The sequence below is a fragment of the Verrucosispora sp. WMMD703 genome (assembly GCF_049178935.1).
Classification (GTDB): domain Bacteria; phylum Actinomycetota; class Actinomycetes; order Mycobacteriales; family Micromonosporaceae; genus Micromonospora; species Micromonospora sediminimaris.
Window position 1 is genome coordinate 5,690,744 of sequence record NZ_JBMHMM010000004.1, and the last position, 23,909, is coordinate 5,714,652.

25 protein-coding genes are annotated in these 23,909 nt (G+C 71.9%); 11 read left to right on the top strand and 14 right to left on the bottom strand.

Translation table 11 applies throughout. The features are described 5' to 3' along the window. The first annotated feature begins 15 nt into the window (after positions 1–15). From ACN26Z_RS26385 to ACN26Z_RS26395, 3 genes are all read left to right on the top strand, one after another. Entirely contained in the window at positions 16–195 is a 180-nt protein-coding gene (locus tag ACN26Z_RS26385; RefSeq protein WP_093405266.1) for a DUF6104 family protein, read from the top strand. 76 nt (positions 196–271) lie between these two features. Further along, the gene (gene pta / locus ACN26Z_RS26390) at positions 272–2,356 is read left to right on the top strand and encodes a phosphate acetyltransferase (protein ID WP_421463845.1); all 2,085 of its coding nucleotides are present in this window, start codon (positions 272–274) and stop codon (positions 2,354–2,356) included. After that, positions 2,353–3,471, top strand: coding sequence for an acetate/propionate family kinase (locus ACN26Z_RS26395; RefSeq protein WP_421463847.1), 1,119 nt, complete (start codon positions 2,353–2,355; stop codon positions 3,469–3,471). The genes pta and ACN26Z_RS26395 overlap by 4 nt, the downstream gene beginning before the upstream one ends. 11 nt (positions 3,472–3,482) lie before the next feature. Here the strand turns inward: ACN26Z_RS26395 and ACN26Z_RS26400 are convergent, their stop codons facing one another. Continuing rightward, positions 3,483–3,650, bottom strand: coding sequence for a hypothetical protein (locus ACN26Z_RS26400; RefSeq protein ID WP_421463849.1), 168 nt, complete (start codon positions 3,648–3,650; stop codon positions 3,483–3,485). An 84-nt stretch (positions 3,651–3,734) separates the two neighbouring features. On the opposite strand from ACN26Z_RS26400, the gene ACN26Z_RS26405 reads away from it, so the two are divergent. Next, positions 3,735–4,718, top strand: coding sequence for an alpha/beta hydrolase family protein (locus ACN26Z_RS26405; protein WP_421463851.1), 984 nt, complete (start codon positions 3,735–3,737; stop codon positions 4,716–4,718). A 109-nt stretch (positions 4,719–4,827) separates the two neighbouring features. Here the strand turns inward: ACN26Z_RS26405 and ACN26Z_RS26410 are convergent, their stop codons facing one another. From ACN26Z_RS26410 to ACN26Z_RS26420, 3 genes are all read right to left on the bottom strand, one after another. Continuing rightward, a complete protein-coding gene (locus tag ACN26Z_RS26410) occupies positions 4,828–5,790 on the bottom strand; it encodes a zinc-binding dehydrogenase (protein WP_421463853.1) in 963 nt (320 codons plus the stop codon). 65 nt (positions 5,791–5,855) lie between these two features. Next, on the bottom strand, positions 5,856–7,034 hold the full coding sequence (locus ACN26Z_RS26415; RefSeq protein WP_421463855.1) for an NAD(P)-dependent malic enzyme: 1,179 nt from the start codon (positions 7,032–7,034) through the stop codon (positions 5,856–5,858). A gap of 135 nt (positions 7,035–7,169) precedes the next feature. Beyond that, entirely contained in the window at positions 7,170–7,562 is a 393-nt protein-coding gene (locus ACN26Z_RS26420; protein WP_093405253.1) for a S24/S26 family peptidase, read from the bottom strand. Between the two features lie 25 nt (positions 7,563–7,587). Here ACN26Z_RS26420 and sodN point away from each other — a divergent pair, with 25 nt between their 5' ends. Continuing rightward, positions 7,588–7,992 (top strand): superoxide dismutase, Ni, encoded by a 405-nt coding sequence (gene sodN, locus ACN26Z_RS26425; RefSeq protein WP_093405250.1) that lies wholly within the window; start codon positions 7,588–7,590, stop codon positions 7,990–7,992. Positions 7,993–8,210: 218 nt separating this feature from the next. Beyond that, complete coding sequence (locus tag ACN26Z_RS26430; protein ID WP_093405509.1) at positions 8,211–8,618, top strand: anti-sigma regulatory factor; 408 nt, start codon at positions 8,211–8,213, stop codon at positions 8,616–8,618. A gap of 18 nt (positions 8,619–8,636) precedes the next feature. On the opposite strand, the gene ACN26Z_RS26435 is transcribed toward ACN26Z_RS26430, so the two are convergent. After that, on the bottom strand, positions 8,637–9,026 hold the full coding sequence (locus ACN26Z_RS26435; protein ID WP_282236957.1) for a hypothetical protein: 390 nt from the start codon (positions 9,024–9,026) through the stop codon (positions 8,637–8,639). Positions 9,027–9,068: 42 nt separating this feature from the next. On the opposite strand from ACN26Z_RS26435, the gene ACN26Z_RS26440 reads away from it, so the two are divergent. Further along, complete coding sequence (locus tag ACN26Z_RS26440; protein ID WP_421463858.1) at positions 9,069–10,013, top strand: diacylglycerol/lipid kinase family protein; 945 nt, start codon at positions 9,069–9,071, stop codon at positions 10,011–10,013. A gap of 444 nt (positions 10,014–10,457) precedes the next feature. Further along, a complete protein-coding gene (locus tag ACN26Z_RS26445; protein ID WP_007072794.1) occupies positions 10,458–10,715 on the top strand; it encodes a WhiB family transcriptional regulator in 258 nt (85 codons plus the stop codon). A 177-nt stretch (positions 10,716–10,892) separates the two neighbouring features. Here the strand turns inward: ACN26Z_RS26445 and ACN26Z_RS26450 are convergent, their stop codons facing one another. From ACN26Z_RS26450 to ACN26Z_RS26465, 4 genes are read right to left on the bottom strand one after another with little or no spacing between them, the layout of a single operon-like run. Then, positions 10,893–11,681 (bottom strand): sirohydrochlorin chelatase, encoded by a 789-nt coding sequence (locus ACN26Z_RS26450; protein WP_421463860.1) that lies wholly within the window; start codon positions 11,679–11,681, stop codon positions 10,893–10,895. Continuing rightward, complete coding sequence (locus ACN26Z_RS26455; RefSeq protein ID WP_396884714.1) at positions 11,663–12,427, bottom strand: phosphoadenylyl-sulfate reductase; 765 nt, start codon at positions 12,425–12,427, stop codon at positions 11,663–11,665. The genes ACN26Z_RS26450 and ACN26Z_RS26455 overlap by 19 nt, the downstream gene beginning before the upstream one ends. Continuing rightward, positions 12,424–12,585 (bottom strand): hypothetical protein, encoded by a 162-nt coding sequence (locus tag ACN26Z_RS26460; protein WP_396884715.1) that lies wholly within the window; start codon positions 12,583–12,585, stop codon positions 12,424–12,426. The genes ACN26Z_RS26455 and ACN26Z_RS26460 overlap by 4 nt, the downstream gene beginning before the upstream one ends. Continuing rightward, the gene (locus tag ACN26Z_RS26465) at positions 12,582–14,273 is read right to left on the bottom strand and encodes a nitrite/sulfite reductase (protein WP_421463862.1); all 1,692 of its coding nucleotides are present in this window, start codon (positions 14,271–14,273) and stop codon (positions 12,582–12,584) included. Before ACN26Z_RS26465 ends, ACN26Z_RS26460 begins: the two co-directional genes overlap by 4 nt. A 389-nt stretch (positions 14,274–14,662) precedes the next feature. On the opposite strand from ACN26Z_RS26465, the gene ACN26Z_RS26470 reads away from it, so the two are divergent. Continuing rightward, positions 14,663–16,162, top strand: coding sequence for a glycosyltransferase family 39 protein (locus tag ACN26Z_RS26470; protein ID WP_421464728.1), 1,500 nt, complete (start codon positions 14,663–14,665; stop codon positions 16,160–16,162). Positions 16,163–16,195: 33 nt separating this feature from the next. On the opposite strand, the gene ACN26Z_RS26475 is transcribed toward ACN26Z_RS26470, so the two are convergent. Together ACN26Z_RS26475 and ACN26Z_RS26480 are read right to left on the bottom strand one after the other, a co-directional pair. Further along, the gene (locus ACN26Z_RS26475; RefSeq protein ID WP_282236953.1) at positions 16,196–17,746 is read right to left on the bottom strand and encodes a sensor histidine kinase; all 1,551 of its coding nucleotides are present in this window, start codon (positions 17,744–17,746) and stop codon (positions 16,196–16,198) included. 25 nt (positions 17,747–17,771) lie between these two features. Then, the gene (locus ACN26Z_RS26480) at positions 17,772–18,803 is read right to left on the bottom strand and encodes an SIS domain-containing protein (protein WP_421464729.1); all 1,032 of its coding nucleotides are present in this window, start codon (positions 18,801–18,803) and stop codon (positions 17,772–17,774) included. A 194-nt stretch (positions 18,804–18,997) separates the two neighbouring features. On the opposite strand from ACN26Z_RS26480, the gene ACN26Z_RS26485 reads away from it, so the two are divergent. Continuing rightward, positions 18,998–20,668 carry a tetratricopeptide repeat protein gene (locus ACN26Z_RS26485; RefSeq protein ID WP_282236952.1) on the top strand — a complete coding sequence of 557 codons (1,671 nt, stop codon included), beginning with the start codon at positions 18,998–19,000 and terminating at the stop codon, positions 20,666–20,668. Positions 20,669–20,683: 15 nt separating this feature from the next. Here the strand turns inward: ACN26Z_RS26485 and ACN26Z_RS26490 are convergent, their stop codons facing one another. Beyond that, positions 20,684–22,270 (bottom strand): MDR family MFS transporter, encoded by a 1,587-nt coding sequence (locus ACN26Z_RS26490; RefSeq protein ID WP_421463864.1) that lies wholly within the window; start codon positions 22,268–22,270, stop codon positions 20,684–20,686. A gap of 114 nt (positions 22,271–22,384) precedes the next feature. On the opposite strand from ACN26Z_RS26490, the gene ACN26Z_RS26495 reads away from it, so the two are divergent. Next, complete coding sequence (locus ACN26Z_RS26495) at positions 22,385–23,002, top strand: TetR/AcrR family transcriptional regulator (RefSeq protein ID WP_421463866.1); 618 nt, start codon at positions 22,385–22,387, stop codon at positions 23,000–23,002. A 6-nt stretch (positions 23,003–23,008) separates the two neighbouring features. Here the strand turns inward: ACN26Z_RS26495 and ACN26Z_RS26500 are convergent, their stop codons facing one another. After that, positions 23,009–23,527, bottom strand: coding sequence for a GNAT family N-acetyltransferase (locus ACN26Z_RS26500; protein ID WP_421463868.1), 519 nt, complete (start codon positions 23,525–23,527; stop codon positions 23,009–23,011). Further along, complete coding sequence (locus ACN26Z_RS26505; protein WP_093405215.1) at positions 23,524–23,739, bottom strand: biotin/lipoyl-binding carrier protein; 216 nt, start codon at positions 23,737–23,739, stop codon at positions 23,524–23,526. The genes ACN26Z_RS26500 and ACN26Z_RS26505 overlap by 4 nt, the downstream gene beginning before the upstream one ends. Positions 23,740–23,909: the final 170 nt, after the last annotated feature.

The window sequence follows — 23,909 nt, forward strand, 5'->3', positions numbered from 1 at the left end:
GAAGCGAGTAGGACCATGTACTTCACCGACCGGGGCATCGAGGAACTGGTCGAGCGGCGCGGCGACGAGCAGGTCAGCCTGGAGTGGCTGGCCGCCCGGCTGCGTGACTTCGTCGACGTGAACCCGGAGTTCGAGGTGCCGATCGAACGGTTCGCCACCTGGCTGGCCCGGCTCGACGACGAAGACGACGACTGATCGCCGGGCGGCCACCCCGGCTGGCCCGGGTGGGCAGGTCCGAGGACCCACGCGGGAACAACCCTGATCTTGTAGCGTGAGTGCCGTGGCCCGCAGCGTGTACCTGACCAGTGTCGGCTCGGGCGGGGGGAAGTCGACGATCGCCCTCGGCCTCGCCGAGTTGTTGTCCCGGCAGGTCGGCGGGATCGGCGTGTTCCGTCCGCTGGTCGCGCAGGATCGCCCCGATCCGATCCTCACCCTGCTCAGCGAGCGTTACCGGGTGGGGCTACCGGTGGCAGACCTGAACGGCACCACGTACGCCGAGGCCACCGCCCTGGTCGCCGACGGTCGTCGGGAGGAGTTGATTTCCCGGATCGTCGAGCGCTACCGGGACGTGGAGCGACGGTTCGCGGCGATGGTCGTGGTCGGCAGTGACTTCGCCGCCGCCGGTGACACCGCCGGCCCGCGCGAGCTGGCCTTCAACGCCCGGATGGCCACGGAGTTCGGCAGCGTCGTGGTGCCGGTGGTGGACGGCTACGGGCAGCAGCCGGCGGCGATCGCCGCCGCCGCCCGGGGCGCGTACCACGACCTCGCGGACCTCGGCGCGACCGTGCTCGCGGTGCTGGCCAACCGGGTCCCCGGGGCGATGGCGCTGCCCCGGCTGCCGGTCCCCGCGTACGCCATCCCGGAGGTGCCGAGCGTCTCCGCGCCGACGGTGGCGGAGGTGGCGGGGGCGCTGGGCGCCACGCTGCTGGCCGGTGACGAGACCGCGCTCGCCCGCGACGTGCTCGACTACGTCGTCGGTGCGGCCCACGTGCCGACCCTGCTGGAACACCTGACCGAGGGCGCGCTGCTGATCATGCCGGGTGACCGGGACGATCTGCTGGTGGCGGCAAGCGCCGCACACGTCGCCGGCCAGGTGTCGCTGGCCGGGTTGGTGCTCACCCTCGGCGTGCCGCCCGATTCGCGGGCGATGCGTCTGGTGGAGGCGCTGAACGCCCGGCTCGCGGTGCTGTCGGTGACCAGTGACAGCTACCACACGGTGGCCGCGTCGAGCCGGATCGAGGGTCGGCCCAGCGCCGGGAACCCCCGAAAGGTGGAGGCCGCGCTCGGTGCCTTCGAGGCGCATGTCGACACCGTCGAGTTGGCCGGCCGGCTACGGGTCAGCCGGTCCGCCCGGGTCACCCCGTTGATGTTCGAGTACGACCTGATAGACCGGGCCCGGACCCGGCGGCGGCACCTGGTGCTGCCGGAGGGGACCGAGGAGCGGATCCTGCGCGCCACCGAGATCCTGTTGCGCCGGGGAGTGGCCGATCTGACCCTGCTCGGCCGGCCGGAGGAGGTTGCCCGGCGGGCCCGGGAACTGGGGGTGGACATCGGCGAGGCCCGGGTGGTCGACCCGGCGAGCAGCCCTTGGCGCGACGAGTTCGCCGAGGCGTACGCGAAGTTGCGCGCGCACCGGGGGGTCACCGCCGAGTTGGCGCACGACATCGTCGCCCAACCCAACTACTTCGGCACCATGATGGTGTGGGCGGGCCACGCCGACGGCATGGTCTCCGGTGCCACGCACACCACGGCGGCGACCATCCGGCCGGCCTTCGAGATCGTCAAGACCCTGCCGGAGGTCTCCGTCGCCTCCAGCGTCTTCTTCATGCTGCTCGCCGACCGGGTGCTGGTCTACGGCGACTGCGCGGTCAACCGCGATCCGGATGCCGCCCAGCTCGCCGACATCGCCATCTCCTCGGCGGACACCGCGGCCCGGTTCGGCATCGAACCCCGGGTGGCGATGCTGTCCTACTCGACCGGGAGTTCGGGCGCGGGCGAGGACGTGGAGAAGGTCGCGGCGGCCACCGCGCTGGTCCGGCAACGCCGACCCGAACTGGCCGTCGAGGGCCCGATCCAGTACGACGCGGCCATCGACCCGGCCGTCGCCGCCACCAAGCTGCCCGGCAGCGCGGTCGCCGGCCGCGCGACGGTCTTCATCTTCCCGGACCTGAACACCGGCAACAACACGTACAAGGCGGTGCAGCGCTCCGCCGGAGCGGTGGCCGTCGGGCCGGTCATGCAGGGCCTGCGCCGGCCGGTCAACGATCTCTCCCGGGGGGCCACCGTGCCGGACATCGTCAACACCGTGGCGATCACCGCCATCCAGGCCGCCGCGCTCGCCGAGGTGCACCCGTGAGCAAGGTGCTGGTGCTCAACAGCGGATCTTCGTCGATCAAGTACCGGCTGTACGACGGCGACCGGGTGCTGGACAAGGGCACCGTCGAGCGGATCGGTGAGCCCGGCGGTGGGCCGAGCGACCACACCGGCGCGATCCGCCAGATCCTGGACGGGCTGGACCTGACCGGCCTCGCCGCCGTCGGGCACCGGGTGGTGCACGGCGGCCAGCGGTTCACCGCACCGACGCTTGTCGACGACGAGGTGCTGGCCGCCATCACCGACCTGGTGCCGCTGGCGCCCCTGCACAACCCGGCGAACCTCGCCGGCATCGAGGTGGCCCGCCAGGCCCTGCCCGAGGTGCCGCAGGTCGCCGTCTTCGACACCGCGTTCCACCACACGCTGCCCGACTCCGCCGCCACGTACGCGATAGACCGCGAGGTCGCGCAGCGGTACGGAATCCGGCGGTACGGCTTCCACGGCACCTCCCACGCGTACGTGTCCCGGCGCACGGCGGAACTGCTGGACCGCCGGTACGAGGAGATCAACACGATCACACTGCACCTGGGCAACGGCGCCAGCGCCTGTGCGGTGGCCGGCGGACGAAGCGTCGCCACGTCGATGGGCATGTCGCCGTTGGAGGGGCTGGTGATGGGCACCCGCAGTGGCGACCTCGATCCGACGATCGTGTTCCACCTGCGGCGCGAGGGCGGACTGGGCGTCGACGAGATCGATGACCTGCTCAACCATCGCAGCGGCCTGCTCGGGCTGAGCGGGGTCAACGACATGCGCGAGCTGCTCGCCCAGCGGGCAGCCGGCGACCCGGCCGCAGCGCTCGCCTTCGACGTCTACTGCCGCCGGATAACCGGCTATGTGGGGGCGTACTACGCGCTGCTCGGCCGGGTGGATGCGGTCACCTTCACCGCCGGGGTCGGCGAGCACGCGGCGCCGGTGCGCGCGGCGGCGCTGGCCGGGCTGGACCGGCTCGGCATCACGGTCGACCCGGACCGCAACGCGGGCAGCGGCGACCGGATCATCTCGCCGGACGGCGCGGAGGTGGCCGTCTGCGTCATCGGTACCGACGAGGAGCGGGAGATCGCCCGCGCCGCCCGGGCCGTGGTCAGGGGCGGCGACTGACGCCGGCCCGGTCAGCCGAAGGCGAGCCAGGTGGCGAGGGCGAGCAGCACCGCGGCGACCACGGCCGCCCCGATGATCAGACCAGTACGCGACGTGGCCTCCGCCGGAGCGGCCTCCGTGTCGACGAAGGCACGGAACGCCTCGGTGTTGCCGCTCGGGTCGGTGTAGTTCTCAGCCATGCCGGGAACCTTAGCGAAACCTGTCCAGCCGGCGTGCCCGGTGCGCCCGTACGCGCCGCCGACGGTGCGGGCACAATCGGAGCCATGTCGCGTCGTGCCGCCTCCGCTCTGGCCGCCTCCGCTCTCCTCGCCAGCACCCTGGCAGGCTGTTCCACCGACCGTGAGCCCACCGAGCGGGCGGATGCCGCCACTCCGCAGGCCACTGTCTCCGTCGCGCCCTCGGTCTCCCCGGCGGTCCCCGCCGGCAACGCCCCGGAGGGCACCTTCGCGCTCGGCGTACGACAGCTGAAGCTGAACCGCGACGGCGACCGACCACTGCCGGTGACCGTCTGGTACCCGGCGGCCGGCCGGGCCGGTGGGCAGCCGGCCAGCGGTGTCGACGCCGCGGACGGGAAGTTCCCCGTGATCATGTTCAGCCACGGCCTGGGTGGCCGTCCCGACGACTACGAGTCGCTGCTGACCAGGTGGGCCTCGGCCGGTTTCGTGGTGGCCGCGCCGACCTTCCCGAAGACCTCCCGTGGTGGCGGCGACCCAAATGTGCTCGATGTGCTCAACCAGCCGGCCGACGTGTCGTACGCGCTGACCCGGTTGCTCGCCCTCGACACCCGGGACGGTGATCCCCTTCGCGGGCGGCTGGCCACCGACCGGGTGGCCGCCGCCGGCCACTCCGCGGGTGCGGTGACCACTATCGGGCTGTTCACCGCCGGCCGCGACGAGCGGCTGGCCGCCGGAATCGTCTTCGCCGGCACCGCCCTCGGGGTGGGCACCGCGTTCGCCGGTGCCGCCGCGCCGCAGCTGTTCGTGCACGGCCAGGCTGACGAGGTGGTGCAGTACGCCGCCGGCAAGGCCGTGTACGACAAGGTGCCGTGGCCGAAGGCGATGCTGAGCCTGCCCGACGGCGACCATGGCCGTGCCCTGCTCCGCGGCGAGGGGGCAGCGCTGCGGGTGGTCGCCGACACCACCACCGAGTTCCTGCGTTGGACGCTCTACGGCGACGCCGAAGCCAAGGAGCGCATCCCCACCGCCGCCTCCCGCGACGACGTCGCCACCCTCGACAACAACCTGTAACCCGCACACCGCCGGATCCACGCCGCACCATCGGGGATGTTGCTGCCTCAGCGGCCGGGCAGCCCCCACCATCAGGGAAAGTGCGCGATCCGGTCGGTCCGGGGACGGATCAGGCGGTGTGGTCGACGACCACCTTGCCGAAGACGTCACCTGAGTGCAGCCGTGCGAAGGCGTCGCCGACGCGGCTGAACGGCACCACGCTGTCGATCACCGGACGCACTTCCCGCTCGGCGCAGAACGTCAGCAGGGCGGCCAGTTCGTCAGGCGTGCCCATCGAGGTACCCAGGATTTCCAGCTGCATGGCGAAGACCCGGCGCAGGTTGACAGTCGGCTCGTGGCCGGCGGTGGCGCCGGAGACCACGATCCGGGCACCCAGGGCGGCCGACTTCAACGAGTGGTCGAAGGTCGCCGCACCGACCGTCTCGATCACCAGGTCGACCCGCTCGGGCAGCCGCGCGCCCGGTTCCACGGCGGTCGCGCCCAACTCGGCGATGCGCTCGCGCTTGGCGGCGTCGCGGCTGGTCGCGTACACCCGCTTGCCGAGCGCGACGGCCAGCGCGACGGCCGCGGTGGCCACGCCACCCCCGGCGCCCTGGACCAGGACGGCGTCGGCGTCGGCGACCCGGCCCTTGGTGGTGAGCATCCGCCAGGCCGTCAGCCAGGCCGTCGGCAGGCACGCGGCGTCGGCCGCCGCCAGCCCCGCCGGCAGCGGCAGCAGGTTCGACCTGGGTACGGCCACCCGCTCCGCCAGCGTCCCGGGGAAGTGCTCGGAGAGGATGGACATTCCGCGCGGGTCGCCGGGCGTCGGTACGACGGGGTAGACGACCACCTCGTTACCGTCGGGGTCCACGCCGGCCGCGTCGCAGCCGAGGATCATCGGCAGTTGTTCGGCACGGAGCCCGACGCCGCGTAGCGACCACAGGTCGTGGTGGTTCAGCGAACTGGCCGTGACGCGCAGCGTCACCCAGTCCTCGTCGGGCAGGCTCGGCTCGGGCTGATCACCGACGGTGAGCGCGGCGAGCGGGTCGGCGTCGTCGAAACGGGAGGCGAAGGCGGCACGCATGATCCGCACCGTAACAAGCTGAGCGCCCGTTAAGAAGGGCCCTGTCCACGCCTGGACAGGGCCCTTCGTGACACTCAGGCGCGGGCCACGCCGTCCCGGCGGGCCGCCTCGGCGACCGCGTCGGCCACCGCCGGTGCCACCCGCGGGTCGAGCGGCGAGGGCACGATGGCCTCGGGCGTGAGCGTCTCGGCCACCACCGAGGCGATCGCGTCGGCCGCGGCGACCTTCATGGCGTCGGTGATCCGGGTGGCTCGGGCGTCGAGCGCACCTCGGAAAACGCCCGGGAAGGCCAACACGTTGTTGATCTGATTCGGGTAGTCACTGCGGCCGGTGGCGACCACCGCGACGTGTCGGGCCGCCACCTCCGGGTCCACCTCGGGGGTGGGGTTGGCCAGCGCGAACACGATGCCGCCCGGGGCCATGCCGGCGACCGCACGTTCGGGGATCCGCCCGCCGGAGACCCCGATCAGCACGTCGGCGTCGCGCAGCGCCTCGGCGACGTCGCCCTGCCGGCCGTCGGCGTTGGTCAGCTCGGCGAGTTCGGCCTTCGTCCCGGTGAGTCCGGCGCGCTGCCGACAGATGATGCCCTGGGAGTCGCAGACCACGACTCGCTCCGGGTCCACGCCGCCGGCCACCAGCATCCTGGTCACCGCCACGCCGGCCGCTCCCGCACCGCTGACGGCCACCCGCAGATCCCCGAGCTTGCGGTTGAGCAGCGTCGCCGCGTTGCGCAACGCGGCCAGCACGACGATCGCGGTGCCGTGCTGGTCGTCGTGGAAGACGGGGATGTCCAACGCCTCGTCGAGCCGCCGCTCCACCTCGAAGCACCGCGGCGCGCTGATGTCCTCCAGGTTGATGCCACCGAACGACGGCGCGAGCGCGGTGACCACCGCGACGATCTCGTCGACGTCCTGGGTGGCCAGGCAGACCGGTACCGCGTCGACCCCGCCGAACTGCTTGAACAGCACGGCCTTGCCCTCCATCACCGGCAGCGCGGCGCTCGGGCCGATGTTGCCGAGACCGAGTACGGCCGAGCCGTCGGTGACGACCGCGACTGCGCGCGAGGCCCAGGTGTAGTCGTGGGCGAGGGACGGGTCGGCGGCGATCGCCTCGCAGACCCGGGCCACACCCGGGGTGTACGCGAGAGAGAGATCGTCCCGGCTGGTCAGCGGCACGGTCGAGACGACGGCCATCTTGCCGCCCCGGTGCAGTTGGAAGACGGGATCAGCAGGGTCCACGGTGGACGAAGACATGGTGACTCCAGAAAGATCGAGCAACTGGGCCGGCCGGTCGGGCGCACGGTGAGGCGAGCGAGCGGCGGCGGTGCGGGGGGTCACCCGGGCACTTCCGAGCATAGTCAGGCTCAGGGGTCCAGTATGTGAGCAGGTTCATAACGGTCTTGGCGGCACCCGGCCGGGCCGGGGCCAGTACCGGGCCACCACCCGGCCCTGCACGTCCGCCACGCCGTAGCTGCGGGAGTCGTCGGTGACCAGGCCGTTGTCACCGGACAGCCACCAGCCGCCATCGACGGGTCGGACGGCCCGTTTGACCACCAGCAGGTCCGGTCGAGTGCGGAAAACCGCAATCACCACGTCACCGGGCCGGGTGGCCCGGCCGCCCCGGCGCACCAGCACCGCGTCACCGTGACGCAGCGTGGGTGCCATGGAGGGTCCGGTCACCAGCACGGCCGACAGCGGCCACCGCAGCCGGGTGGCGGGCACGGGTTTCACCTCCAGCCCCCTCGGGGACCACCGTCCAGGAGTAATGTCGTCTTGGATCATCGCAAACTTCCCATGGAGGATCCCGATGCGACTTCCACGCATCCTTGCGCCCCGCGTGAGCGCCAGCGCCCACTGCGACCTGCCCTGCGGCGTCTACGACCCCGCGCAGGCCCGCATCGAGGCCGAGTCGGTGAAAATGATCTGCGAGAAGTACCAGGCCAACACCGACCCGGAGTTCCGCACCAGGGCCATCCTGATCAAGGAGCAACGGGCCGAGCTGGTCAAGCACCACCTCTGGGTGCTGTGGACCGACTACTTCAAGCCTCCGCACTTCGAGAAGTACCCGCACCTGCACCAGCTGTTCAACGAGGCCACCAAGCTGGCCGGTGCCGCCGGCGCCAAGGGCGCCACCGATCCGACCAAGGCGGACGAGCTGCTTCAGAAGATCGACGAGATTTCCAAGATCTTCTGGGAGACCAAGCAGGCGTGAGGTCGCCCGCGTACGGCACCTGAACCTGGTTCATCGCGTCGGCGGTCGGCGTGTCCCGTCGTGGACGCGCCGACCGCCGACGCGTTGTGGCCCTCGGATCCCGTCCGGGCGATGCCGTGCGGTCCGGCCGCGCCGCCGCGCCGCCGGGCCGCCGCACTGACCGTCGTCAACCGCGTGGCGGCCCGAGCGGGTAGAGTCCCCGACCGGGGGGATGAGTGGTGACTCAACTGACCGGCCAGCCGACGACCGATGACGACATCGTGCACCTCACCGTGCCCGCGGACGGCGGATATCTGAGCGTTCTCCGCACCGCCACCGCCGGTCTCGCGGCACGGCTCCAGTTCGCCCTGGACGAGATCGAGGATCTGCGCATCGCGGTCGACGAGGCGTGCGCGATGCTGCTCGCCATCGCCGCCGCGGACGCCGAACTGGACTGCCGCTTCGCGGTCACCGAGGACGCACTGACCGTCGAGGTGACCGTGCCGACGATGCCGGGCGCCCGGCTGCCGGCGGAGTCGTCGTTCGCCTGGAAGGTGCTCACCGCGCTGACCACCTCGGCGGGGGCACGGGCGAGCGACGGCCGGGCGACCATCTCGCTGCTCACCCGACGCGCCTCCGGCTGGTGACCGGGCCCCCGGGTCAGCTCACTCGAAGCCCAGGGCGCGGGTGGTCGGCGGGCTCACCAGCAGCCAGGTCACCCCGACGCCGAGCGTGATAAGTGGCACGCCGAGCCAGCCGAGCCCGCCCTGGATCATGAACCAGCCGATCGGCAGCAGCATGAGCTGAAGCACGATGGCCGGCGCGCGGGCACCGGCCCGCCGTCGGAGCAGGGCACCGCCCAGCGCCCAGAGGGCGACCGCAGCACCGACGGCGAAGGCCGTCACCAGCAGCGCCGACGTCAGATGGGTGGTGGCGGCGGTCAGATCCGCGAAGATCAGCCAGGCGGCGACCAGCCCGACGGCGACCGCCTCACCGCGCAGCAGCCGGACCGCCCAACGGAGCGTGACGGGCGTCGGGTCGGAGTCGATGGTCACGCGGTCACGATACCGGTGACGGCGCGGAGTACAGTGCCGCCCATGCGGGCCGTCCTGCTGGTCAATCCGAAGGCCACCACCACCAGTGAGCGCGCGCGTGACGTGCTCGTCCGAGCGCTGCGCAGTGAGGTCGACCTCTCCGTGCGCTACACCCGCCAGCGCGGCCACGCCACCACGCTGGCCCGGGAGGCCGCCGAGGAGGGTGTCGACGCAGTGGTCACCCTAGGTGGCGACGGCACGGTGAACGAGGTGGTCAACGGGCTGATGACGGCGACCACCGCGGGTGGTGCGGAACCGACCGCCGACCGGCTGCCGGCCCTGGCCACCGTGCCCGGCGGCTCGACGAACGTCTTCGCCCGTGCGCTCGGCCTGCCCCGGGAATGGCCGGAGGGCGCCAGCATGATCATGGAGGGACTGCGGCTGGGCCGACGCCGCACGATCGGCCTCGGCCGGGCCGACGATCGCTACTTCACCTTCTGCGCCGGCTTCGGGCTCGACGCGTCGGTGATCCACCGGGTCGAGGAAGCTCGCCGCCGGGGCCGGGTCTCCTCCCCCTCGCTCTACTTTCGGGCGTTCACCGCGCAGTTAATGCTGGGCAACGAGCGACGACACCCGGCCATTCAGTTGGAACGGCCGGGCGAGACGACCGAGGGCGAGCTGGCCACGATCATCGTGCAGAACACCGCCCCGTGGACGTACGTCGGGGACCGGGAGGTCAACCCGAATCCGGCCGCGTCGTTCGACCTGGGCCTCGACGTACTGGCCCTGCGCCAGCTCGGCGTCGCCAGTACGACACGCACCGTGACGCAATTCTTCTCTCCGACGCCCGATCCGCACGGTCGCAAGGTGCTGCGGCTGCACGACGTGGCCGAGTTCACGCTGGTCGCGAGCCGTCCTCAGGCATTTCAGCTCGACGGCGACTATCTTGGCGAGCGGGAAAAAGTCAGATTCACAAGCGTTCCCGCCGCACTCAGAGTAATCTGTTAGGTCTCCGGTACCACCGGGGTGAGGCAGTCGGCGACATCCCCCGCGCGACGACTGCGACACCCGGGACGGATGCCGGAAATGTCAGCAATGCGCGGCGGACTGTACTATATTGATCCTCGACTGTGATACGACGGGTAGCCGGAGAGATCCGGAACCCGGACAAATGGGTTGTGGGCTTGCTCACCGTCCGGAGTTTTTCCGAGCGCCACCCTTGACATCGCGTGAGTTCGTGAAAGTATTCACAAGCGAACTTGAGTTACCGGGACATTGCCTGGACATGCTCGGCAAGGTGAGCTTTTCCAGCAGCCCCCCGGGGTTAACAGCCTGCTCACGCACTGCCGAAATGACGGACGCGAACCGTCACCATCGGCAATGCGGATGCATATAGGAAAAGCACCAACAAGCAACATCTGCCACCCATCCAGAATGAGGAGTGTTGCCGCCATGGACTGGCGTCACCATGCTGTCTGCCGCGACGAGGACCCGGAGCTGTTCTTCCCGATTGGGACGTCCGGTCCGGCTCTCCTGCAGGTCGAGCAGGCCAAGGCCGTCTGCCGGCGCTGCTCCGTGACCGACCAGTGCCTGCAGTGGGCGCTGGAATCCGGTCAGGACGCTGGCGTCTGGGGCGGGATGAGCGAGGAGGAGCGGCGCGCCGTCAAGCGTCGCGGCGGCCTCCGGGTGCTGCGCGCTCACTCCGCCTGACCACCACACACACGTACGAAGCGAAACGCCCTGGCCGGCTCAGCCCGCCGGGGCGTTCTGCTGTCCGCCCTGAACCACCGTTCATGCCCCCCGCAACGTCGCCGACAAATGCCGACTCCGCAGATATTGCCGTCGCAACCCGGCTGATGTGACGTGCTCTTTCGTCGGTACGGAGAGTCAGGTGTGCGTCGACGTAGTGGTTACCCGGCGGAGTATCAGGTCCACCAGATCCGGTACGTCGGTCAGCGGGGATGCCACCGCGACCGCGCCGGCATCCCGGGCAGCCGCCGTCACCGCGTCGTGAAACAGCCCGGGGGCCAGGAAGTAGGCCGCCACGGCCACCCGTCGTGCGCCGGCCGCCCGCAGTCGGGTCACCGCCGCACCGGCATCCGGCGGTGCCGCCGAGGCGTACGACACCCGGGTCGGCACGTCCAGGGCCGCGCCCAGTGCGGCGGCCACCCGCCCGACGGACCCCCGTGCCGCGGCGTCACGGGTGCCCGCAGCGGCCAGCACCACGGCGTCGCACCGACCCGGCCGCGACTCGCCGAGCCGCCGCCGCAGCCCGGCCAGCAGCGCCGGGTCCACCTCGCCCCGCACCGGCCCGAGCACGTCGGTGACCCGCACCTGGATCGGCGGGCCGGATCGTTGGGCCGCCGCCACCGCCGCCGGGATGTCGACCCGACGGTGATAGGCGGCGGTCAGCAGCAGCGGCACCAGCACCGCCCGGGAGTACCCGGCCGCAACCAGCCCGCGCAGCGCCTCGGTCGGACCGGGCTCGGTGTGGTCGAGCCAACTCGGCAGCACCGGCGTACCGGGGCGGGCGGCGGCGACCGCCCGGGCCAGAGCCCTGGTCGCCTCGGCCGCCCGGGGATCGCGACTGCCGTGGGCGACCAGCAGCAACGGATCGTCACCCGACCGGTGCTCGCCGGTCGGGCCGACGCCTCCGGTCAGACGTGCAGCCCGCACTCGGTCTTCTCGAACATCGCCCAGCGACCGGCCCGGGCGTCCTCACCGGCTCCGGTCCGCCGGGTGCACGGCCAGCAACCGATCGAGCCGTACCCGCGCCGGAACAGCTCGTTGACCGGGACGTTCCACCGGGCGATGTACGCGTCGACGTCCGCCTGCGTCCAGGCCGCGATCGGGTTGACCTTCACCTTGCCCCGACGCGCGTCGAAGGTGACCACCGGCGTGTTTGCGCGGGTCGGCGACTCGTCGCGACGCAGGCCGGCGGCCCACGCGTCATAGTCGGTAAGCGCCCGCTCCAGCGGCTCCACCTTGCGCAGCTGGCAGCATTCGTCCGGAGACCTGTTGAACAGCCGCGGTCCGTACTCACCGTCCTGTTGACCCACGGTGAGTCGCGGCCGGATGGATCGGACGTTCACCGGGAGGGTGCGGGCCACCTCGTCGCGGACGGCGAGGGTCTCCGGGAAGTGCAGCCCGGTGTCGAGAAAGACCACGTCCACCCCGGGCGCCACCCGGGAGACCAGGTGGGCGAGGACGGCGTCGGCCATCGAGCTGGTCACGCAGAACCGCTCCCCGAAGGTCTCCGCCGCCCACCGCGCGATCTCCGACGCGGGCGCGCCTTCCAGTTCCCGCCCGGCCCGTTCGGCAAGCGTCCGCAGCTCGTCCGGGTCGCGTCGGGACGGATCGGCGGTGGCCACGGCGGTGGTGCCGACCAGGCCCAGACCGGCGGCGGAGACCAGGGCGCTCACCGGTTCACCGCCTGGGAGAGCAGGCCGCTGAACCTGACCGTGAAGACCCGCGCGCAGGCGTGGCACTCCCATGCGCCGTGCCCGGTCTCACTCGGCCGCAGATCCTCCTCGCCGCAGTACGGGCAGTACAGCGGCACGGAACGAGTCTCACCACTCATCGCAGTTCCTCCTCGTCGACCCGAATCACCCAGTTGGCGAACGTCTCACCCTCGGTCCGGCCGGCCAGGTAGCGAACGGCCAGCCGCTCGACGTACCCGGGCAGCTCCTCGGCGGTCGTCTTCAGGCCACGCAGCTTGCGCCCGAATCCGGCGGTACGCCCCTCGGCCATGCCGAGCCCGCCGCCGAGATGCACCTGGAAGCCCTCCACCTGACGGCCGTCCGGCCCGGTCACCAGCTGCCCCTTGAGGCCGATGTCCGCCACCTGGGTGCGGGCGCAGGCGTTGGGGCAGCCGTTGATGTGGATGGAGATGTCCGCGTCGAAGTCGCGTAGTCGCTGCTCCAGCCGGGCCACCAGTTCCTCGCCGCGCGCCTTGGTCTCGACGATGGCGAGCTTGCAGTACTCGATGCCGGTGCAGGCCATGGTGCCGCGCCGCCAGGCCGACGGCTGGGCCTCCAGGCCGATCTCGCGCAGGCCCGCGACCAGCGACTCCGTCCGCTCCGGCGGCACGTCGAGCACCAGCAGCTTCTGGTACGGGGTGAGTCGTACCCGCTCGCTGCCGTGCGCCTCGACGACGTCCGCGAGTTGGGCGAGCTGGCTCCCGGAGACCCGCCCGACCACCGGGGCGGCGCCGACGTAGTTGCGGCCGTCACGCTGGCGGTGTACGCCGATGTGGTCGATCGGCCGCTCCGGCAGTGCCGGGGCGGGGCCGTCGAGCAGCGTCCGCCCGAGGTACTCCTTCTCCAGCACCTCCCGGAACTTCGCCACCCCCCAGTCGGCGACCAGGAACTTCAGTCGGGCCCGGTGACGCAGCCGGCGGTAGCCGTAGTCGCGGAAAATGCCCACCACGCCAGCCCAGACGTCGGGTACCTCGGACAGCGGTACCCAGGTGCCGAGCCGCTGGGCCAGCATCGGGTTGGTGGACAGGCCCCCGCCGACCCAGAGGTCGAAGCCCGGGCCGTGTTCCGGGTGATCGACACCGAGGAAGGCGATGTCGTTCGCCTCGTACGGGGTGTCCACCAGCCAGGAGATCGACGACTTGAACTTGCGCGGCAGGTTGGAGAACTGCTTGTCGCCGACGTACCGCTTGACGATCTCGTCGATGGCCGGGGTGGGGTCGATCCGCTCGGCCTCGGCGACCCCGGCCACCGGGCTGCCCAGCACGATCCGGGGACAGTCGCCGCACGCCTCGGTGGTCTGCAACCCGACCGACTCCAGCCGCCGCCAGATCTCCGGCATGTCCTCGACCCGGATCCAGTGGTACTGGATGTTCTGCCGGTCGGTGATGTCCGCGGTGTCCCGGGCGAACTCCCGGGAGATCTCGGCGATCGTCCGCAACTGGGTCAGGTCGAGCTGGCCGCCGTCGACGCGTACCCGCAGCATGAAGTACTCGTCTTCAAGCTCGTGCGGCTCCAGCACGGCGGTACGCCCGCCGTCGATGCCCGCCTTCCGCTGGGTGTACAGGCCCCACCACCGGAACCGGCCGCGCAGGTCCTGCGGGTCGATGGAGGCGAACCCGCGGTGGGCGTAGATGTTCTCGATGCGGGCCCGGACGTTGAGCGGGTCGTCGTCCTTCTTGATCCGCTCATTGGGGTTGAGGGGCTCTCGGTGCCCGAGCGCCCACTGGCCCTCACCACGGGGGCGCCGGGGCGCCCGCGGCGGGCGGGCCGGAATCTCGCTGACTGCCATCGCGGCGTCCTCCGTTGTCTGCTGCGCCTCGGTGGGGCTGGGCGGGCGCGACGACCGGTTCCCGGAGGGACCGTGGACAGCGATGTCTCTGCACGGCCGGCGCGCTGCGTGCCCGAGGCAGGGATGGTCGGGCGTCGTCAGTGAGCCGGACAGATGGCGCTGCGTACGCGGCCGTAATCGACGTGGCGGCGAGCCACGAAGCGGCGGACGACAGCGGCAGTCATGGACGTCATGCTGCCACACCTCGGGCGGGGCGGCCAATGGTGACGTGCGTGATCCCACATCACGGGCGGTCGCTGCCGGCTCCCCCGAGCGTCACCGTGTGGCAGGCTCGCGACGTGGGGCATTTGTCCGATAGGTCGATTCCGGCGGCCGGGATCGGCGTCCGGCTGAGCGGAGGGCGGCTGCGCTCGGTACCGGTATGGCTGGCACCGGCGACGGTCACCCTGCTGGCCACGCTGGTGGGGCTGGACGCCGCCCAGCCGTGGCGCGACGAGTTGGCTACCTGGAGCGCCGCCACCAGAGAACTGGGCGGCCTGTTCCGGCTGGCCGGCACCATCGACGCCGCCACCGGCCCCTACTACCTGTTCATGCACGCCTGGTTGGCTGCGGCCGGTGACTCGGTGGCCGCACTGCGCCTGCCCTCAGCCCTGGCCATGGCCGCGACCGCCGGCCTGACCGCCGTACTCGGGCACCGACTGTGGGACGCCCGGGTCGGCACCCTCGCCGGCCTGCTGTTCGCGGTGCTGCCCGGCACCTCCCGGTACGGGCAGGAGGCGCGGCCGTACGCCCTGGCCAGCGCACTCGCCGTGCTGAGCACGCTGCTGCTGGTCGCCGGGCTGCAACGCCCCACCCGACGGCACCTGATCGGCTACGCGGCGGCGACCACCGCGCTCGGGCTCACTCACCTGGTGGCGCTCACCCTGCTCGCCGCCCACGCGGTCGCCGTGCTGACCAGGACCGCCCGGGCCGGTCCCGCCGCTGGCGCCGACTTCGAGAGCCGGGCCGGCGGGTCGAGCGGCGGTGGGCAGCGCGAGTCGACAGGCCAGGTGATCGGGTACTGGTTGGCCGCCCTGGCGCCGGTGGCGATGGCGGTGGTGCCGCTGGCCCTGGTGGCCAGCGGACAGCGGGGACGGCAGCTCGACTGGGTGGACGCCGCCCGCCCTGGGGACCTGGCGGCGCTGGCAAGTGGGGTGGCGCAGAGCGGCGTGGTCGGCGGTGTGCTGATCGGGCTCGCCGCGCTCGGCACGGCCCGGGCCGGCCGTCGGGCACTGCTGCCGCTGAGTTGCGTCCTGGCACCGGTGCTGCTGCTGTTCCTGGCCGGGTTGGCCGTTCCCCTGTGGGTGCCCCGCTACCTGGTCTTCGTGGTGCCATTCGGTTGCCTGCTGGCCGGCGCGGCACTCGCCTCCGCCCGGCTACCCGCCGCGCTGGCGGTGGTGGTGCTGACCGGCCTGCTCGGCCTGCCCGAGCAGGCGGCCCTGCGCCGTACCCACGAGTGGCCGCGCACCGCAACGGTGGACTACCGGGCCACGGCCGAGATCATCGCGGCGGGCCGGCGTCCCGGCGACGCGGTGGTCTACTCGCCCCGGGACAGCTGGCTCTTTCTCGACCTCGGCCTGCGCTATCACCTGGGCGGTCGAATCCCACGGGACGCGTTGCTGGCCGAGGGGCAGGAACGCCGAGGTGACCTGTGGGCTGCCGAATGCGACCGCCCGGCGGAGTGCCTGGCCGGAGTCGACCGGGTCTGGCTGGTGTTGGCCGGGCGGCGATCCGATCCCCTCGCCGCCGTGCCCGGCGCCAAGGGGGACGCGCTACGCGAGCGCTTCACGCTGAGCCAGGTGTGGCCGCGTGCCGGTGTCACCCTCGCCCTGCTCACCCGGCGCGGTTGACCGGATTGGCCGGAGCGGTGTGGGCGGAACGGGTCACCCGCCGCTGCGGCCTTCGGGGGCGCTGCGCGCCGCCAGCGGAAGGGCCAGAAACGCCTCGGTGCCGCCGTCGGCGCCGGGGCGCAGCTCGATGGTGCCGCGCAGCTCCCCGGTGACCAGCGCCCGGACGATCTGCAACCCGAGCTTCGCACCGCCCTCGGCTTCGAATCCCGCCGGCAGGCCCCGGCCGTTGTCCGCGACAGTGACATGCAGCATCCGGCGGAGCCGGTGCGCCGAGACCACCACCTCGGGCTTCGGCGGGCCGACTGTCACCGGGGCGTCGTCACCGGCCGGCGGGAAGCCGTGTTCGACGGCGTTGAGCAACAGCTCGTTGAGCACCATCACCAGTGAGGTGGCGATCTCGGCCGGGAGCACGCCGAAGGTGCCCGTACGGCGCATCGCGACGCTCACCTCGGTCGCCGCCACCTCGGTCGCCGCGTTGGCCACCCGGTCGACGATCCCGTCGAACTCCACCGCCTCGTCGCTGGACATGGCGAGCGTCTCGTGCACCAGCGCGATCGACGCCACCCGGCGTACCGACTCCTCCAGGGCCACCCGCGCCTCCGGCATGGACACCCGGCGGGCCTGTAGCCGCAGCAGCGCCGCCACCGTCTGGAGGTTGTTCTTCACCCGGTGGTGGATCTCCCGGATGGTGGCGTCCTTGGTGATCAACGCGCGGTCGCGTCGGCGTACCTCGGTGATGTCGCGGACCAGCACCAGCGCGCCGATCGGCACACCGGCGGGCATCAGCGGCAGGGCCCGGGTGAGCATGGTCGCCCCGCGCGCGTCGATCTCCCGCCGCGGCGGCGCCTCGCCGCGCAACGCGGCGAGGATGCCGTTCGCGGCCTCCGTGCCGTCCAGGGGATCACCGGCCAGCCGCCGGTGCAGCGCCGCGAGATCCTCACCGACCAGGAGCGAGGCATGCCCCAGGCGGCGGTACGCCGACTGTGCGTTGGGGCTGGCGTAGGTGACCTTGCCACCGGCGTCCAGCCGCACCAGCCCGTCACCGACCCGCGGCGCCGAGGTGGTCTCGCCCGGGTGCCGGGGCGGCGGGAAGGTGCCGTCGGCGATCATCTGGGCCAGGTCGTCGGCGGTGGTCAGGTAGTTCAACTCCAACTGGCTTGGCGTGCGCGCGGTGGAGAGGTTCGTGTCCCGGCCCACCACGGCGATCACCTCGCCGGATTCGCCGTCGCCCGTGCGCAGTCGGACCGGGATCGCCTCGTGCCGGGCGGGCACGTCGCCGTACCAGACCGGGTCGCCCTCCCGCCAGATGCGCCCCTGCCGGTAGGCGACCTCCAGGTGCGCCACCTCCGGGCCGCCGACGATCCGCCCCACCTGGTCGTCCTGGTACGCGGTGGGCGCGGTGGTCGGGCGGACCTGGGCCACGCAGAGGAAGCTGCCCTCGCCGTCCACCGGAACCCAGAGCAGCAGGTCGGCGAAGGAGAGGTCGGACAGCAACTGCCAGTCACCGGCGATGCGGTGCAGGTGGTCGATGTCGACCCGACGTAGGCGGGTGTGCTCCTCGGCGAGATCACGCAGCGTTGACACGCCGACCAGCGTGCCACGCCGACCATCACATCGTCGCGGTGACCTTCTTCAACCCGCGCGGTGCGTCCGGATCCTCGCCCCGGGTCAGGGCGAGCGCCAGCGCCAGCCGCTGCAACGGCAGGATGTCCAGCAGCGGGGCGTATCGCTCGTCGACCTCGGGCACGGCGAGGCGGGTGGCGCCGTCGATCTCGGCGGAGCCGACCACCACGACGTCGGCGCGGCGCTCACCGAGCCGGGGCAGCACCTCGCCCATCGACCGCCCGCCCGGCCCCGAGCCGACCACCGCCAGCACCGGCACGTCCGGGTCGGTCATGGCCAGCGGCCCGTGCAGCAGGTCCGCGCCGGAGAAGGCCAGCGCCGGCAGGTAGGAGGTCTCCATCAGCTTCAGCGCCGCTTCCCGGGCGGTCGGATACGCGTACCCCCGGCCGGTGGTGACGATCTGGGCAGCGAAGCGGTAGCGCGGCGCGAGCTGAGCCGCGATGGGGTCGGTGAGGGTGCGGGCGGCCAGTTCGGGCAGGTCGGCCAGGGCCCGGCGCTCCTCGGCGGGCAGCGCGCCGTCGCCGGCCCGGATTCCCTCCACAAGCATCAGCAGGGCGAGCAGTTCGGCCGTGTAGGTCTTGGTGGCGGCGACCGCCCGCTCGTGTCCTGCCGCGATGTCCACGGAGAGTTCTGCGGTCGTCGCCAACTGGGAATCCGGTGCGTTGGTGACGGCGAGGGTGAGCGCACCGGAGTCGCGGGCGGCCCGGAGCACCTCCGTCAGGTCGGGGGATCCGCCGCTCTGGCTGACCCCCACGACCAGGGCCTCGGAGAGGTCGGGCCGGGCGCCGAAGAGGGTGATCGCGCTCGGCGAGGCCAGGCCGGCCGGCAGGCCGAGGCGGATCTCGCTGAGGTAGGCGCCGTACAGCGCGGCGTGGTCCGAGGTGCCTCGGGCGGTGAAGACCACGTGTCGGGGTCGGCGCTCGGCGACGGCCGCGGCCACCCGGGCGATGGCGGTGGCGTGCTCGGTGGAGAGCAGACGCTCGTAACCGGCCGGCTGCTCGTCGATGTCGGCGGCCATGCCGCTACCTGGGCGCGTCACGGAAACTCCTCCCCTGCGCGATATCCGCGCGATTGCTGCTCAGTCTTGCACCTTTGCGCCAGTCTGAGCAATCAAACGAGCAGAAGTGCGCAGTGGATCACCAAAACTGGATCTCGTCACCTACGCTGACCCGACCTCACCGCGCAACCGGTACCGACGAGCGAGAGGATCACGTGGCCGAGGGAACGGACGACCGGGCGCTGCCGGCGACGGAGGAGCTGATCCTGGCCCGGCGGGCCCTGGATTCCGGCGAGCTGACGCATGCCGCCGACCACGTCGCGGCGGCGCTGGCCCGGGCACCGACGCTGCCCGAGGTGCACGAGACCCTCGCCCGGCTGGCGGCCGCCAGCGGCGACGGCGGGATCGACCTGTTCCCGTTGCAGCACCACACCTTCGTCGGTGCCGTGGTCGCCCGGGCGCACCTGCTCGCCGCGGCCGGTCGCCCGGCCGACGGTCTTGATCTGCTGGTCGCCGCCACCGCGCACGCACCCGGCGCGGACTGGGCCGGGGTCCCCTGGGTCACCTCGCCCGAGTTGGCCGAGCGTCTCGGACCCGAGCAGGCGGCCCGGGTACTTATGCAGGTCTGCGCCGCCATTCCCGATCCGGTTCCGCCACCGAACCGGAGCGCTCTCACGCCGTACCTCACGCTCGCCCGCAACGCGATCACCGTCCACCCGGAGCATGCCCTGCTGCTGGGCACGGCGTCCGCGCTCGCCCGGCGGGTGGAGGAGGTTCCGCTCGCGGTCCGCTGGGCCAGCCGGGGCGTACGCGCGGCACCGTCGAAGATGGGCGAGGTGTGGCTCGGGTACGCGCTGCGCAGCGCCGGCCGGACCCGGGAGGCGCTTGCCGCGCTCCGCCGCGCTGTCGAGCACGACCCGGACGACCTGGCGGTGTACGCCGACATCGCCGGCACCCTGGCCGACCACGGCCGGCTGGAGGAGGCGCTGGGCTGGATCGAGCGTGCCCTGGCCCGCAACCCGTCCTTCGACTGCGCGGTGCACACCGCGCACCGCCTGCGCTTCCAACGCGACGGCGCGGTGCGTCACCTGGTGGCGCTGGCGGACTTCACCCGCGACCATCCGGACGACTCGCACGAGCACGGCGACCTGGCCGAATGCTGTCGCGGCCGCCCCTGGCTGGGTCAGCTGACGCCGGCTGCGCCGGCCGGCGGGATGAGCGGGCAACCCGGCACCGGGAACGACGGATCGCAGCCGGCGGCGCGCCCCACGCCACCTCCGCCGTCGGCGGAGGCCGCCCGCCGCCTACGTGAACTCGCCCACCCGGCCTGGCCGCATCCGCCGGCGGCCTACGACGCGGCCGTCGGCCTGGCCACGCTCGATCTGGCCGACCTGCTCGGCCTGCTGGCCCATCCACCGGAGACCCCGCAGACCGCGCTGGGGCGGGTGCTCTCCGGCCAGGACCCGGCGCTGTGGTTGCGCTGCGTGCAGGTCTGGACCTGCCTCGGTCTGCTGCACCACCGCACCGACGAGCCGTGGGCGGATTCGACCCGGCGGCGGGTACTTGTGGAGTTGGCGCGCGACGTGCCAGAGGTCGCCGAGGCGGCCCTGTTCGCCCTGGTCACCGCCGCCTGGGTCGATCCGTCGGTCCGCCGGGACGTGGCCGAACTGGTCGCCGAGCGGCTGGCGGCGGCCCGGCGCCATCAGTTGCCCAACACGGCCTCCCTGGCACACCTGGCGTTGGCCACGCCGGACCTCGACCCGGAGACCACCGCCACCGCGCGGACGCTGGCCGGGGTGAGCACCGGCCAGCGTCGCGGCGCGCTGCGTACCCTGCTGCGTCGTCTCCTGCCCCCGTGGCGGACACGCCCGCGCGGCACGCCCTGAGCTGCCTGGGGGACCTCAGACGGCCGGTGACCGGGCCAGGTCGGCCTCGGCCTGCTCCTGGCCGCTGCTGTCCGGCTCCGGCTCGTTGCTCGTGCGCAACGGGATCTCCCGGATGAACCAGGCCAGCACCGGTACCACGACGGCGAAGAGCACCGCCCAGAGGAACACGTGCGAGATCGCGTCGGCGAGCCCACCGAGCACCAGCTCGCGGGCCTGCGCCGGCAGTTCCCGCAGTTGTTCGATGTTCATCGCCGCGCCGGCCTCACCGCCGCCGCTGAACGCGCCGCCGGCCGCCGAGCCGGCCAGCCGGCTGGCGAAGATGGCACCGAACAACGAGATACCGAAGGACCCGCCGATGGACCGGAAGAAGGTGGCCGCCCCGCTCGCCGCCCCCAGGTCCTTCTGGGCGACGCTGTTCTGCGCGATCAGCATGGAGGTCTGCATGAGGAAGCCCATGCCGGCACCGAGCACGAGCATGTAGAGCGACGACTGGAACTTGCTGGTGTCCACGTCGAGCAGGCTCAGCAGGGCGAGCCCGACGGTCATCACCCCGCCGCCGACGATCGGGAAGATCCGGTACCGGCCGGTCCGGGTGATCGCCCGGCCGACGACCAGCGACACCAGCAGCATGCCGAACATCAACGGCAGCAGCAGCAGGCCGGAGTTGGTGGCCGACGCGCCCTGCACGGTCTGCTGGTAGAGCGGCAGGAAGTTCATCGCGCCGAACATCGCGAAGCCGAGCAGGAAGCCGATCACCGAGATGAGGGCGAAGTTCCGGTTGGCGAAGAGCCGCAGCGGCAGGATCGGCTCGGGGACCCGACGCTCGACGAACCCGAACACCACGAGCGCCGCGACGGCCAGTACGGCGAGACCGAGGATCTGCGGGGAGGCCCAGGCGTACTCGTTGCCGCCCCACGTGGTGATCAACACGATCCCGGTGATACCGACCGACAGCAGGGCGGCGCCGAGCCAGTCGATGCGGTGCTCGGTGCGGTACTTGGGCAGGTGCATGGTGGCGATCAGCAGCACCAGCGCCACCCCGCCCAGCGGCAGGTTGACGTAGAACGCCCAGCGCCAGGAGAGGTGATCGGTGATGAAGCCGCCGACCAGCGGGCCGGCGACCATAGCGATCGCCATGATCCCGGCGATCATGCCCTGGTAGCGGCCACGCTCACGGGGCGGCACCAGGTCGCCGATGATCGCCATGACGCCCACCATCAGGCCACCGGCACCCAGACCCTGGACAGCCCGGAAGGCGATCAACTGGACCATGCCGTCGTCGGGACCGCCGAGGAAGCCCGAGCCGGCCATGCCGCACAGCGCGGAGCCGACGAGAAAGATCACCACAGCGGTGAGGAACACCGACTTGCGGCCGTACAGGTCACCGAGCTTGCCCCAAATCGGGGTGGAGACGGTGGTCCCCAGCACGTACGCGGTCACCACCCAGGTGAAGTGGTTGAGCCCGCCGAACTCGCCCACGATGCGCGGTAGCGCGGTGCTGACGATCATGTTGTCGAGCATCGCCAGCATCATGGCGATCATCAGGCCGAAAAGCACGACCCGGACATTGGGTCGCACGGCAGCCTGGTTCTGCTGGGCCATCGGTAAGCTCTCCCCCCGAGATGCGGCGCACTTACTTGCCGCCCGGCTAGTCACCTTACTAGCCGGACGGTAAGTTGGACAGGGAACGACGGTCAACCGGATTGGCAGGTACGGGTGAGTCAGAGCACAGGCGGCACCCGGGAGCGGATCAAGGCCGTGGCGCTGGAGCTCTTCACGGAGCAGGGCTACGAGGCCACGTCCCTGCGTGAGGTGGCCGAGCGGCTCGGGGTGACCAAGGCGGCGCTCTACTACCACTTCAAGAGCAAGGACGAGATCGTCACCAGCGTGGTGGAGGACCGGCTGGAGCGGATGGACGCCCTGATCGCCTGGGCCGAGACCCAGCCGGCCACGCTGGCCACCCGACAGGCCGTCATCGAGCGGTACGCCGACGCCACGTTCAGTGGCGAGCAGCCCTCGGTGATGCGGTTCTTCGAGCAGAACCAGACCGCGTTGAAGAGCCTCTCCGCCGGCCGGGAGCTGCGCGGCCGGATGTTCCGGTTGGCCACCGCTCTCTGCCAGGGCGACGACTCCCCCGGCGCCCAACTCCGTGCCGTGCTGGCCCTGTTCGCCGTGCACAGCAGCTGGTTCGCCGTACGCACGCCGGACATCACCGACGCCGAGCGCAAGCGAGTGGCCCTGGAGGTCGCCGACGAACTACTCGCCGCAATCACCGCACCCCCCAACCCACCAACCCCCACCCACCCCCACGTCGACCATGAGGTCAGCAGCTAAGTTGATCTATGAGTCTGTCGCCGACCTCAGGGGGAGTCGGAGGGCTAGCAGGTTCACGCCGGGGAAGGGGCTCCAGTCCCGCTCGGGCTGGCGGACGAAGCCACGCCTGCGGTAGAGCCGGTGGGCCGGCTCGGCAAGGCCCTCGCGTACGCAGATGGTCACCGCGGTGCAGCCCAGCTCGATCGCCCGTGCCACGCACGCCTCCACCAGCGCGCCGCCGGCGCCCCGTCCCTGCGCGCTCGGGTCCACCGCCAGCATCCGGAACTCCGCCTCCCCCGGGCCGCACATCTCGGCGTACCGGCTGCCGGGCAGCACGAAGGTGACCGAGCCGAGCAGGTGCCCGGTCACCGGCTCCACGGCCACCAGCACGTCACCGTGCTCCGCCCGGACGGACACGTCGGCCAGCACGTCGGCGTAGCCGGTCTCCCCCTTGAGCTGCCCGTCCGCCTCGTACGCGGCGACGGTGAGCCGGGCGACCGCAGCGAAATCGGCCGGCTCGATCAGGCGGATCAGCGGGTCGCTCAACCGATCACCGCGATCAGGTCACCGTCCTGCACCACGTCGCCCTCGTTCACCGCGAGCTGCTGCACGACACCGTCGGACTCGGCGATCACCGGGATCTCCATCTTCATCGACTCCAGGATCACCAGGGTGTCCCCCTCGGACACGGTGTCCCCGGCCGATGCGACGACCTTCCAGACGTTCGCCACCATCTCGGCGCGGATCTCCTCGGCCATCTCCCGGCCCCTTCCTCGCGGCTCCTGCGACGTATCCAATCATGAGCGGGCGGCGGGTGGGCGCGGTGCGGCCCCGGGAGCAGCCCACCCGCACCGCCGGCACTAGCATCAACGGGTCGGGATCCGACGCCGGCACGGGCGCCAGCGCCTCGCTGACGGGGTTTCGTACC

Bases quoted from the DNA above. Each gene is read 5' to 3' on its own strand.
- ACN26Z_RS26385 (WP_093405266.1), top strand. From the start codon at position 16: ATGTACTTCACCGACCGGGGCATCGAGGAACTGGTCGAGCGGCGCGGC.
- ACN26Z_RS26400 (WP_421463849.1), bottom strand. From the start codon at position 3,650: ATGGCTGAGAACTACACCGACCCGAGCGGCAACACCGAGGCGTTCCGT.
- ACN26Z_RS26405 (WP_421463851.1), top strand. From the start codon at position 3,735: ATGTCGCGTCGTGCCGCCTCCGCTCTGGCCGCCTCCGCTCTCCTCGCC.
- ACN26Z_RS26415 (WP_421463855.1), bottom strand. From the start codon at position 7,034: ATGTCTTCGTCCACCGTGGACCCTGCTGATCCCGTCTTCCAACTGCAC.
- ACN26Z_RS26420 (WP_093405253.1), bottom strand. From the start codon at position 7,562: ATGATCCAAGACGACATTACTCCTGGACGGTGGTCCCCGAGGGGGCTG.
- sodN (WP_093405250.1), top strand. From the start codon at position 7,588: ATGCGACTTCCACGCATCCTTGCGCCCCGCGTGAGCGCCAGCGCCCAC.
- ACN26Z_RS26440 (WP_421463858.1), top strand. From the start codon at position 9,069: ATGCGGGCCGTCCTGCTGGTCAATCCGAAGGCCACCACCACCAGTGAG.
- ACN26Z_RS26445 (WP_007072794.1), top strand. From the start codon at position 10,458: ATGGACTGGCGTCACCATGCTGTCTGCCGCGACGAGGACCCGGAGCTG.
- ACN26Z_RS26460 (WP_396884715.1), bottom strand. From the start codon at position 12,585: ATGAGTGGTGAGACTCGTTCCGTGCCGCTGTACTGCCCGTACTGCGGC.
- ACN26Z_RS26465 (WP_421463862.1), bottom strand. From the start codon at position 14,273: ATGGCAGTCAGCGAGATTCCGGCCCGCCCGCCGCGGGCGCCCCGGCGC.
- ACN26Z_RS26480 (WP_421464729.1), bottom strand. From the start codon at position 18,803: ATGGCCGCCGACATCGACGAGCAGCCGGCCGGTTACGAGCGTCTGCTC.
- ACN26Z_RS26490 (WP_421463864.1), bottom strand. From the start codon at position 22,270: ATGGCCCAGCAGAACCAGGCTGCCGTGCGACCCAATGTCCGGGTCGTG.
- ACN26Z_RS26505 (WP_093405215.1), bottom strand. From the start codon at position 23,739: ATGGCCGAGGAGATCCGCGCCGAGATGGTGGCGAACGTCTGGAAGGTC.